Here is a 12,038-nt window from a genome sequence, read left to right as displayed (position 1 = left end):
AAGATATGGATACTGTAAATAATAAATCCGGCATGGTTGGTTCATCCTCGCCCCCAACCAAGCTCCCACGATCGGAGCGAGAACCCTCTGTTATCACTGCGGGCAGGTCTGTTACTGTAGCTGACGAAGCAATAAGGAAAACAGCTTCATTACACGATTTGCCCGAGGAATTAACCATCAAAATTATTCGCTTGTTGGAGTTTCGGGATATTGCCCGTTTGCAACAGGTGTCGACTCACTTACATGGGGTTATTAAACGCAATCATGTTCTGGCAAAGGCTTGGTATCAGGGGTTTTCTTCAGCAGATCAATTTCAATTAAAGACAATCCTGCCTGCAGAGGATAAAAAACGACTCCGTCACCGGCTGCGACCATTTACAAAGGATAAAGCGTTAGTCAAATCGCTCATAAAAAAACGGAAGAAAACTTATTTTCCTGCGCTGTTCTATTTCACCAAAGCCCGACTGATGTCTGAATGCGAAACCTTCAGAGTAGTTAAAAAAGTTACCATTACCCACCATATCTGGGTCAACTCAGCCACTTTCAGCTCCAATGGCCGCCATGTTGTGACGGCCAGCCTTGATAACACGGCGAAAATATATGGCCAGAAGGACGACGGGAAATGGGTAAAAAAAAGGACCATTATGCATGATCACTTTGTCGACTCAGCCACCTTCAGTGCAGATAGCAGTCATCTGGTGACCGTCAGTGGTTGGGATAATAAGTTGAAAATCCATAGCCAGAAGGCCAATGGGTCATGGGAAGAAAAAGCCACCATTTCTCATGGTGACTATATCAACTCAGTGACCTTCAGCCCCGATAGTTGCCATCTGGTGACCAGCAGTCAGGATAATACGGCGAAAATCTGTGGGCAAAAGGACGATGGATCATGGGAAGAAAAAATCACCATTTTGCATGATAACTGGCTCAACCCGCCCACCTTCAGCCCCGATGGCCGTCATCTGGTGACTATGAGTAGAGATAATAAGGCGAAAATCTATGGTCAGAAGACCGATGGATCATGGGTAGAAGAAACCACCCTTTCCCTTGATCACAATGTCTACTTAGCCAGCTTTAGTGCTGATAGCCGTCTAGTGGTGACCGCCGGTACAGGCAACAAGGTACAAATCCATAGCCTGGGGGCTGATGGTTCATGGGAAAAAGAAGTCAATATTTTGCATGATTGCTGGGTCACTTCAGCCAATTTCAGCTCCGATGGTTGCCGTGTGGTGACCGCCAGCAGAGATGGCAAGGCAAAAATCTGTGGTCAGAGATTCAACGGCTCATGGGAAAAAGAAGTCACCATTTTGCATGATAATTGGGTCAACTCAGCCTGCTTTAGTCCCGATGACCGCCATGTGGTGACTGCCAGTAAGGATCGCAAGGCGAAAATCTGTAGTCAGAAGGACGATGGAGTCTGGGAAAAAAAGCTCAGCGTTTCCCATAATGACGATGTCATCTCCGCCACCTTCAGCCCCGATAGCCGCCATGTGGTGACTGCCAGTATGGATGGCAAGGCGAAAATCTGCGGTCAGAAGACTGACGGATCATGGGTCGAAAAAGCCATCATTTCCCATAGAGGTGGGGTCAAATCAGCCACCTTTAGTGACGATGGCTGCCATGTACTGACCGTCAGTCGGGATGGAACAGCAAAAATCTATGGTCACAAGACTGATGGATCATGGGTCGAAAAAGTCATTATTTCCCGCAAAAGCCGGATCAACTCGGTTACTTTCAGTGCCGATGGATACCACTTTGTAACCGTATCTGACGATAACAAAGTGCGAATTAATAAACTCAAGAGGAATAAATGATTGTTTGTTTACTGTGACAAATAAAAGGTATGCCATTCTGCATTCGCTGAAAGATAGAAACTTAAGAGCCTGTCAGGAACTTTTATTTCAAAGCCGTCTCTAATTGTTTTTATCAATTTAGAACCTCTTTGTTAAGAGGGTGTCGCAAAACTCTGGTTCCCATGCTCCAGCGTGGGAACCCATACCCATCTCGCGCTGCAGAGTCCGCTTTTCAGGGGAGGTATGCATTCCCACGCAGAGCGTGGGAACGAGTTGTTAGAGTTTTGCGACAGCCTCTTAATCGAGGGGGGATAATAGCTCAGGGGAAATCAGATATGCATTCTGACTTTAGTCACTCCGGCATATCCGGCTCGTACTCGCTACCGGCCAATCTGGCAAGACCGGAGGGTGAAGAATCTGCTGTCATGGTCTGCAGGACTGTCACTTTACCTGACACAGAAATAAAGAAAACCGCTTCATTGCAAGGTTTGCCCGAGGAAATAACCGTCAAAATTATTCGCTTGTTGGAACTTCGGGATATTGCCCGACTGCAACAGGTGTCGAGTCACTTGTACAGGGTTATTAAAAACGATCATGCTCTGGCAAAGGCATGGTATCAACGGTTTTCTTCACCACATCAATATCAACTAAAGAAAATCCTTCCTGCACAGGATAAAGAACAACTTCGTAATTGGCTGCGGCCGTTTACGAAGGACGAAGCCTTAGTAAAATCACTCATAAAATATCGAAAGACAGTTTGTTTTCCTGCTTTGTTCCATTTCACCAGAACTGGATTGATGTCTCGATGTAAAACATTCCATTTGGATACAAAAGCTACCATTGCACATAATATTGGGGTCTCATCAGCCGTCTTTAGCACCGATGGCCGCCATCTGGTGACGGCCAGTTACGACAACACGGCGAAAATATATGACCAGGAGGACGATGGTAAATGGGTAGAAAGAATCACCATTTTTCATAATCACATTGTCAATTCTGCCACTTTTAGTGCAGATGACCGCCACGTGTTGACCGTCTGCGGTTGGGATAACAAGGTGAAAATCCATGGTAAGAAAGCCGATGGGTCCTGGGAAGAAAAAACCACCATTTCCCATGAAGGCTTCGTCGTGTCAGCTACCTTCAGCCCGGATGGCTGCTATGTAGTGACCGCCAGCAACGATAACACGGCAGAAATCTATGGTCTGGGCGTTGATGGGTCATGGGAGCAAAAACTCACCATTTCCCATAATCACCAGATCAACTCAGCCACCTTCAGCGCTGATAGCTTTCATGTAGTAACCGCCAGCTACGATATGACGTCAAAAATCCTTAGCCGACAGACTGATGGGTCATGGCAAGAAAAAGCCACCATTTCCCATGATAGCTGGATCGAATCAGCCACTTTTAGCGCCGATGACCGTCATTTGGCGACCATGAGTCGCGCTTTCGAGGTGAAAATCCACAGCCAGGAGAACGATGGATTATGGCGAGAAAAACTCACTATTTCCCACGCTCACTGGGTCAGCTCAGTCATATTCAGTCCTGATGCCAGCCGTCTGTTGACCGCCAGTTGGGATAAGACGGCGAAAATCTTTGGTCTGAAGGCCGATGGTTCATGGAGAGAAGAAACCACCATTTCCCACAGTCTCGGTGTCTATTCAGCCGCCTTTAGTCCCGATGGCAGCTACACAGTAACCGTCAGTGCGGATAAAACGGCGAAAATCTGTGGTCCAAAGGATGATGGATCATGGCAAGAAAAAGTCACCATTTCCCATCGTAACTCAATCATCTCAGCCACCTTCAGTGCCGATGGGCGCAGTGTGGTGACAGCCAGCAAAGATGGAACGGCAAAAATCTATGGCCTGAAGACCGATGGATCATGGCAGGAAGAAGTCACCCTTTCCCATGATTCCCGGATCAATACAGCCTCCTTTAGTCCCGATGGTCGCCACGTGTTGACTGCCACTCGCGATGGTTCGGTAAAAATCTATGGTCAGGAGATGGATGGATCATGGGTCGAAAAAGCCATCATTTTCAATGATGGTTCGATTGACTCAGCCAGCTTTAGCTTTGATGGCCATCATGTAGTGACCACCTGTACCGATGGCAGGGTGCAAATTTATAGGCTAGGGGCGTCTGATTCAGGAGAAACCAGACATGCATCCTAATGCTGACAACTTTGGCGTAGTCGATTCAACCTCACTACCACCTGTGAGCACTTCATTGGGGGAAGAGCCATCGGGTGTCAGTGTGGGCAGGTCCGTCGCTGTACCTGAAAAAGAAATAGAGAAAACCGCTTTATTGCACGATTTGCCCGAGGAATTAACCCTCAAAGTTTTTCGCTTTTTGGAGCTTCGGGATATTGCCAGTTTGCAACAGGTCTCTACTCACTTTAACAGGTTTATTAAAAGCGAACATGTTCTGGAAAGGACATGGTATCGCCGGTTTTCTTTACCACACCAATATCAATTGAAGAAAAGCCTTCCTGTAGAGGATAAAGAACAGCTCCGAAATTGGCTGAGACCGTTTACGAAGGATCAAGCGTTAGTCGAATCACTCATAGAACACCGAGAGGCCGTTTATTTTCCTGCCCTTTTCCATTTCGCCAAAGCCCGACTGATGTCTCAATGCGAAAAGTATAATGTCGATACAGAGGCCGTTATTGCTCATGAAGACAGGGTGAACTCAGCCACCTTCAGCGCCAATGGTAGCCACCTGGTGACGGCCAGTGACGATGCAACGGCGATAATCTTTGGCCAGGGGACTGATGGAACATGGGCAAAAAAAGGCGTCATTTCCCATCGAGACATTGTCAAATCTGCCATCTTCAGCGCCGATGGCTGCCATCTGGTGACCGTCAGTTGGGATTGCACGGCAAAAATCTATAGTCAAATCGATGGGACATGGGAAGAGAAGCTCACCATTTCCCATGATGATGATTTCTACTCAGTCACCTTCAGTGCGGGTGGCCGCCATTTGGTGACCGTCAGTAAGGATAACACGGCGAAAATCTGTGTTCTGGGAGACGATGGCACATGGGAAGAAAAACTCACCATTTGCCATGGTGATTGGGTCGAATTTGCCGCCTTCAGCGCCAATAGCAGTCATTTGGTGACCGCCAGTCGCGATAACACAGCAAGAATCTATGGTCAGGAAGTTGATGGATCATGGGTAAAAAAAATCACCATTTTCCACGACCTACGGATCCAATCAGTCAACTTCAGTGCCGATAGTCACCGTGTAGTGACAGCCTCTAAGGATGGCGCAGTGAAAATCTATGGTCAAAAGGACGATGGCTCATGGGAAGAAGAAACCATCATTTCCCATAATTGCCTTGTCAACTCAGCTACCTTTAGTGCCGATAACTGCCATTTGGTAACGGCCAGTGAGGATTACACGGCGAAAATCTGTGGTCTGAAGGACGATGGATCATGGGAAGAAGAAGCCGTCATTTCCCATCATCGCAATGTCATCAACTCAGCCGCCTTCAGCCCCAACAGCTGCCATGTGGTGACGACTGGTTACGATAACACGGCGAAAATCTTTAGTAAGAAAGACGACGAATCATGGGAAGAAAAACGCACTATTTCCCATAATAACTATGTCAGCTCTGCCACCTTCAGCCCCGATAGTCGCCATTTGGTGACGGCCAGTAACGATGGCATGGCGAGAATCTATGGTCTGAAGACTGACGGATCCTGGGTCGAAAAGGCCATCATTTCTCATTTGAGTGTCGTCAAATCAGCCACCTTTAGCGCCGATGGCCGCCATGTGGTGACCACCAGTACAGATGAAACGGCAAAAATTTATGGTCAGGATGTTAATGGATTATGGGTAGAAAAAGCCGTTGTTGCCCATAGAGGTTTGGCCAAAACAACTGCCCTCAGTGCTAATAGCCATCATTTGGTCTCGCCCTTTCTAAATAACAATTTGAGAATTTATAAGCTATCTATGAATACTTGATTATTGGCTTTGATCAATAGAAGGAACATCATTGCGCATCTGCTGAAAGGCAGAAATTTCTTTAGTGGCACTTAACAACCTGTTGTGAACTTTTATTTCAAAACCGACTCTAATTGACTTCATCCATTTTGAATGTCTTTGCTCAGCGGAGAGGTGAAGACTTAAGAGAAACCAGATATGTATTCTGACGTTAATCATTCCGACATAGCCGGTTCACCTTCGCTAGCACCTGTGAGCACTTCATTGGGGGAAGAGCCATCGGGTGTCAGTGCGGGCAGGTCCGTCGCTGTGCCTGAAAAAGAAATAGAGAAAACCGCTTTACTGCACGATTTGCCCGAGGAATTAACCCTCAAAGTTTTTTGCTTTTTGGAGCTTCGGGATATTGTCAGTTTGCAACAGGTATCTACTCGCTTTAACAGGTTTATTAAAAACGAACATGTTCTGGAAAAGACATGGTATCGCCGGTTTTCTTTATCACATCGATATCAATTGAAAAAAAGCCTTCCTCTAGAGGATAAAGAACAGCTCCGAAATTGGCTGAGACCGTTTACGAAGGATCAAGCGTTAGTTGAATCACTCATAAAGCACCGAAAGGCCGTTTATTTTCCTGCCCTTTTCCATTTCGCCAAAGCCCGACTGATGTCTCAATACGAGAAGTATAATGTCGATACAGAGGCCGTTATTGCTCATGAAGACAGGGTGAACTCAGTCACCTTCAGCGACGATAGTCGTCATTTGGTGACTGCCAGTTACGACAATACGGCAAAAATCCTCTGCCTGCGGGACGATGGATCATGGGAAGAAAAAGGCGTCATTTCCCATCAAAACGCTGTCAGATCAGCCCTCTTTAGCGTTGATGGCCGCCATGTGGTGACCGCCAGTTGGGATTGTACGGCAAAAATCTATGGTCAAAAAATCGATGGCTCTTGGGAAGAAGAATCCATCATTTCCCATGATCAATGTGTCAACTCAGCTACCTTTAGTGCTGATAGCCGCCATTTGGTTACGGCCAGTATGGATAAAACGGCGAAAATCTATGTTCGGGGAGACGATGGGGCATGGGAACAAAAACTCACCATTTGCCATGGTAGTTGGGTCCACCTGGCCACCTTCAGCGACGATAGTCGTCATTTGGTGACTGCCAGTTACGACAACACGGCAAAAATTCTCTGCCTGCGGGACGATGGGTCATGGGAAGAAAAAGTCACCATCCCCCATAGTTATTTGATCAGATCAGCCGCCTTCAGCGCTGATGGTAGCTATGTGGTGACGGCCTCTAACGATCACACAGCGAAAATCTATGGTCAAAAGATCGATGGTTCCTGGGAAGAAGAATCCATCATTTCCCATGATCAATGGGTCAACTCAGCTACCTTTAGTGCTGATAGCCACCATTTGGTTACGGCCAGTATGGATAAAACGGCGAAAATCTGTGTTCATAGGGACGATGGATCCTGGGGAGAAGAAGCTGTCATTTTCCATAAGGGCAATGTTGACTCAGCCACCTTCAGCCTCGATAGCCGTCATGTGTTGACAACAAGTGGCGATAAAACGGCGAAAATCTTTAGTAAGAAGGACGACGGATCATGGAAAGAAAAATGCACCATTTCCCATGATTGCGGTATCAGGTCAGCTACCTTCAGCCCCGATGACCGTCATGTGGTGACCGCCGGTTACGATGGCAAGGCGAATATCTATGGTCTGAAGACTGACGGATCCTGGGTCAAAAAGGCCATTATTTCCCATGAAGATTTACTCAAAACAGCTACTTTCAGCGCTGATGGCGGCCTTGTGGTGACCACCAGTATGGATGGAACGGCAAAAATTTATGGTCATGGGGCTAATGGGTTATGGGTAGAAAAAGCCGTTGTTACCCATTCAGGTCCGGCCAAATCAACTGCCCTCAGTGCCAATAGCCACCATTTGGTTTTGCCCTTTCGCCTTAACGCTTTGAGAATTTATAAGCTATCGATGAATCATTGATTGTTTGCTGTGATCAATAAACGAACGCCATTGCGTATGTGCTGAAAGGCAGAAATTTCTTATAGTGGCATCTAACAACACACTGTGAACTTTTATTTCAAAGCCGACTCTAAGTACCTAACCAGTTGGTTTCGCCTATTCTGGACGGCGGCTTTTTCCATCCTTCTGCGTTCCAACTCTGGTTGCGTAGCTATGGCTACGCGCCCGTCGTTGCGCCTTGAAGGATGAAAAAATCCACTCGCCAGAATATGCGAAACCAACTGGCCAGGTACTTAACTGACTTCATCAATTTTGAATGTCTTTGCTTATCGGAGAGGTGAAGACTTAAGAGAAACCAGATATGTATTCTGACGTTAATCATTCCGACATAGTCGGTTCACCTTCGCTACCACCTGTGAGCATTTCATTGGAGGAAGAACCATCGGGTGTCAATGCGGGCAGGTCCGTCACTGTGCCTGAAAAAGAAATAGAGAAAACCGCTTTATTGCACGATTTGCCCGAGGAATTAACCCTCAAAATTTTTCGCTTTTTGGAACTTCGGGATATCATCAGTTTGCAACAGGTATCTACACACTTAAACAGGTTTATTAAAAACGAACATGTTCTGGAAAAGACATGGTATCGCCGGTTTTCTTTATCACACCAATATCAATTGAAAAAAAGCCTTCCTTTAGAGAATAAAGAACAGCTCCGAAATTGGCTGCGACCGTTTACGAGAGATCAAGCGTTAGTCGAATCACTCATAAAACACCGAAAGGCCGTTTATTTTCCTGCCCTGTTTCATTTCGCCAAAGCCCGACTGATGTCTCAATACGAAAAGTATAATGTCGATACAGAGGCCGTTATTGCTCATGAAGACAGGGTGAACTCAGCCACCTTCAGCCCCGATGGTAGCCACCTGGTGACGGCCAGTGAGGATGCAACGGCGATAATCTATGGCCAGGGGACTGATGGAATATGGGCAAAAAAAGGCGCCATTTCTCATCAAGGTGGTGTCAGATCTGCCATCTTCAGTGCTGATGGCCGCCATGTCGTGACCGCCAGTTGGGATCACACAGCAAAAATTTATGGTCAAGTCGATGGGACGTGGGAAGAGATGCTCACCATTTCCCATGATAACGATGTTACTTCAATTATCTTCAGTGCTGATGGCTGCCATTTGGTGACCGCCAGTAAGGATAAAACGGCGAAAATCTTTGTGCTGGAAGACGATGGGTCATGGGAAGAAAAACTCACCATTTGCCATGGTGCTTGGGTCCACCTGGCCACCTTCAGCGACGATAGTCGTTATTTGGTGACTGCCAGTTACGACAACACAGCAAAAATCTTCTGCCTGCGGGACGATGGATCATGGGAAGAAAAAGTCACCATCTCTCATAATTATTTGATCAGATCAGCCGCCTTTAGCGCGGATAGTAGCTGTGTGGTGACGGCCTCTATCGATGAAACAGTGAAAATCTATGGTCAAAAGATCGATAGCTCTTGGGAAGAAGAATCCATCATTTCCCATGACCACTGGGTCAACTCAGCTACCTTCAGTGCTGATAGCCGCCATTTGGTTACGGCCAGTAACGATAAAACGGGTAAAATCTGTGTTCAGAGGGACGATGGATCCTGGGGAGAAGTAGCTGCCATTTCCCATAAGGGCAATGTTGACTCAGCCGCCTTCAGCCCCGATGGCCGTCATGTGGTGACAACAAGTAGCGATAAAACGGCGAAAATCTTAAGTAAGAAGGACGACGGATTATGGGAAGAAAAACGCACCATTTCCCATGGTTACGGTATCAGGTCAGCCACCTTCAGCCCCGATGACCGTCATGTGGTGACTGCCGGTAACGATGGCAAGGCGAAAATCTATGGTCTGAAGACTGACGGATCCTGGGTCGAAAAGGTCATTATTTTCCATGAAAATTCAATCAAAACAGCTACTTTCAGTGCTGATGGCCGCCTTGTGCTAACCATCAGTATGGTTGGAACGGCAAAAATTTATGGTCAGGGGGCTAACGGATCATGGTTAGAAAAAGCGGTTGTTACCTATGGAGGAGGTAAGAACGAATCAAACGCCCTTAGTGCCAATAGCCACCATTTGGTTTTGCCCTTTCGCCGTAACGCTTTGAGAATTTATAAGCTATCGATGAGTCATTGATTGTTTGCTGTGATCAATAAACGAACGCCATTGCGCATGTGCTGAAAGGCAGAAATTTCTTTTAGTGGCATCTAACAACATACTGTGAACTTTTATTTCAAAGCCGACTCTAATCGTTTTCATCAATTTTGAATGTCTTTACTAACCGGGAAGTGTGAAAACTTAAGAGAAACCAGATATGTATTATAACGTTAATAATTCCGACATAGCCGGTTCACCTTCGCTACCACCTGTAAGCACTTCACCAGAGAAAGAACCATCGGGTGTCAATGCGGGCAGGTCTGTCACTGTGCCTGAAAAAGAAATAGAGAAAACAGCTTTATTACACGATTTGCCCGAGGAATTAACCCTCAAAATTTTTCGCTTTTTGGAACTTCGGGATATCATCAGTTTGCAACAGGTATCTACACACTTAAACAGGTTTATTAAAAATGAATATGTTCTGGAAAAGACGTGGTATCGCCGGTTTTCTTTATCACACCAATATCAATTGAAAAAAAGCCTTCCTTTAGAGAATAAAGAACTGCTCCGAAATTGGCTGCGACCGTTTACGAGAGATCAAGCGTTAGTCGAATCACTTATAACACACCGAGAGGCTGTTTACTTTCCTGCCCTTTTCCATTTCACCAAAGCCCGACTGATGTCTCAATGCGAAAAGTATAATGTCGATACAGAGGCCGTCATTGCTCATAAAGACAGCGTGAATTCAGCCACCTTCAGCGCCGATGGTAGCCAACTGGTGACGGCCAGTAACGATGCAACGGCGAAAATCTATGGTCAGAGGGCCAATGGATCATGGGCAAAAAAAGGCGCCATTTATCATCAAGACGGTGTCGGATTTGCCATCTTCAGTGCCGATGGCCGCCATGTGATAACCGTCAGTTGGGATTGTGCGGCAAAAATCCATAGTCAAATCGATGGGACATGGACAGAGAAACTTAGCATTTTCCATGATGGCAGTTTCTCCTCAGTCACCTTCAGTGCCGATGGCCGTCATTTGGTGACCGTCAGTGAGGATAACACGGCGAAAATCTGTGTTCAGGGAGACGATTGGGCATGGGAAGAAAGACTCACCATTTCCCATGATACCTGGGTCCACTTTGTCGCCTTCAGCGCCGATAGTCGTCATTTGGTGATCGCCAGTCACGATAACACAGCAGGAATCTATGGTCAGGAAGCTGATGGATCATGGGTAAAAAAAATCACCATTTCCCATGACCGACTGATCCAATCAGCCACCTTCAGCGTCGATAGTCACCGTTTGGTGACAGCCTCTGACGATGGCAAAGCGAAAATCCATGGTCAAAAGGACGATGGCTTATGGGAAGAAGAAACCATCATTTCCCATGATTGCCTTGTCAACTCAGCTAACTTCAGTGCCGATGACCGCCATTTGGTTATGGCCTGTGTGGATAACACGGCGAAAATCTTTGGTCTGAAGGACGATGGATCATGGGGAGAAGAAGCCATCATTTCCCATAATCGCTATGTCAACTCAGCCGCTTTTAGCCCCAATGGCAGCCATGTGGTGACGACAAGTTTCGATAACACGGCGAAAATCTTTAGTAAGAAGGATGACGAATCATGGGAAGAAAAACGCACTATTTCCCATGATCACTACGTCCGCTCAGCCACCTTCAGCCCCGATAGCCGCCATTTGGTGACGGCCAGTAACGATGGCATGGCGAGAATCTATGGTCTGAAGACTGACGGATCCTGGGGCGAAAAGGCCATTATTTCCCATCTGGGTGTTGTCATTTCAGCCACCTTTAGCGCCGATGGCCGCCTTGTGGTGACCACCAGTACAGATGAAACGGCAAAAATTTATGGCCAGATGACCGATGGATTATGGGTAGAAAAAGCCGTTGTTGCCCATAGAGGTTTGGCCCAATCAACTGTCCTCAGTGCCAATGGCCATCATTTGGTTTCGCCCTTTCGCCATAATAAATTGAGAATTTATAAGCTATCGATGAATCATTGATTGTTTGCTGTGATCTATAAAAGGGGTGCCATTGCGCATGTGCTGAAAGGCAGAAATTTCTTTAGTGGCAAATAGCAACCTATTATGAACATTTATTTCAAAGCCGACTCTAATCGTTTTCATCAATTTTGAATGTCTTTACTAACCGGGAAGTGTGAAAACTTAAGAGAAA

General features: G+C 46.4%; 6 protein-coding genes. All 6 read left to right on the top strand.

The annotated features are described in order from the left end of the window. The first annotated feature begins 5 nt into the window (after nucleotides 1-5). The 6 genes from ACOMG9_RS15745 (at nucleotide 6) to ACOMG9_RS15720 (ending at nucleotide 11,866) form a co-directional block, all read left to right on the top strand. Entirely contained in the window at nucleotides 6-1,814 is a 1,809-nt protein-coding gene (locus ACOMG9_RS15745) for an F-box/WD repeat-containing protein (protein WP_448217584.1), read from the top strand. A gap of 314 nt (nucleotides 1,815-2,128) precedes the next feature. After that, nucleotides 2,129-3,961, top strand: coding sequence for an F-box/WD repeat-containing protein (locus ACOMG9_RS15740; protein WP_494529082.1), 1,833 nt, complete (start codon nucleotides 2,129-2,131; stop codon nucleotides 3,959-3,961). Further along, on the top strand, nucleotides 3,951-5,756 hold the full coding sequence (locus ACOMG9_RS15735; RefSeq protein WP_448217582.1) for an F-box/WD repeat-containing protein: 1,806 nt from the start codon (nucleotides 3,951-3,953) through the stop codon (nucleotides 5,754-5,756). The genes ACOMG9_RS15740 and ACOMG9_RS15735 overlap by 11 nt, the downstream gene beginning before the upstream one ends. 177 nt (nucleotides 5,757-5,933) lie before the next feature. After that, nucleotides 5,934-7,739, top strand: a complete 1,806-nt coding sequence (locus ACOMG9_RS15730) for an F-box/WD repeat-containing protein (protein WP_448217581.1) — start codon at nucleotides 5,934-5,936, stop codon at nucleotides 7,737-7,739. A gap of 340 nt (nucleotides 7,740-8,079) precedes the next feature. After that, the gene (locus tag ACOMG9_RS15725; RefSeq protein WP_448217580.1) at nucleotides 8,080-9,885 is read left to right on the top strand and encodes an F-box/WD repeat-containing protein; all 1,806 of its coding nucleotides are present in this window, start codon (nucleotides 8,080-8,082) and stop codon (nucleotides 9,883-9,885) included. A 178-nt stretch (nucleotides 9,886-10,063) separates the two neighbouring features. Next, nucleotides 10,064-11,866 carry an F-box/WD repeat-containing protein gene (locus ACOMG9_RS15720; protein WP_448217579.1) on the top strand — a complete coding sequence of 601 codons (1,803 nt, stop codon included), beginning with the start codon at nucleotides 10,064-10,066 and terminating at the stop codon, nucleotides 11,864-11,866. Nucleotides 11,867-12,038 lie beyond the last annotated feature (172 nt).

Source organism: Endozoicomonas sp. PH6C (genome assembly GCF_059322965.1).
Note: the sequence above shows the minus strand (reverse complement) of the source record. Positions and strands in the feature narration are given on the sequence as shown.

What these genes read in the sequence shown, in the direction of transcription:
- ACOMG9_RS15745 (WP_448217584.1), top strand. Translation starts at nt 6, where the DNA reads ATGGATACTGTAAATAATAAATCCGGCATGGTTGGTTCATCCTCGCCC.
- ACOMG9_RS15740 (WP_494529082.1), top strand. Translation starts at nt 2,129, where the DNA reads ATGCATTCTGACTTTAGTCACTCCGGCATATCCGGCTCGTACTCGCTA.
- ACOMG9_RS15735 (WP_448217582.1), top strand. Translation starts at nt 3,951, where the DNA reads ATGCATCCTAATGCTGACAACTTTGGCGTAGTCGATTCAACCTCACTA.
- ACOMG9_RS15730 (WP_448217581.1), top strand. Translation starts at nt 5,934, where the DNA reads ATGTATTCTGACGTTAATCATTCCGACATAGCCGGTTCACCTTCGCTA.
- ACOMG9_RS15725 (WP_448217580.1), top strand. Translation starts at nt 8,080, where the DNA reads ATGTATTCTGACGTTAATCATTCCGACATAGTCGGTTCACCTTCGCTA.
- ACOMG9_RS15720 (WP_448217579.1), top strand. Translation starts at nt 10,064, where the DNA reads ATGTATTATAACGTTAATAATTCCGACATAGCCGGTTCACCTTCGCTA.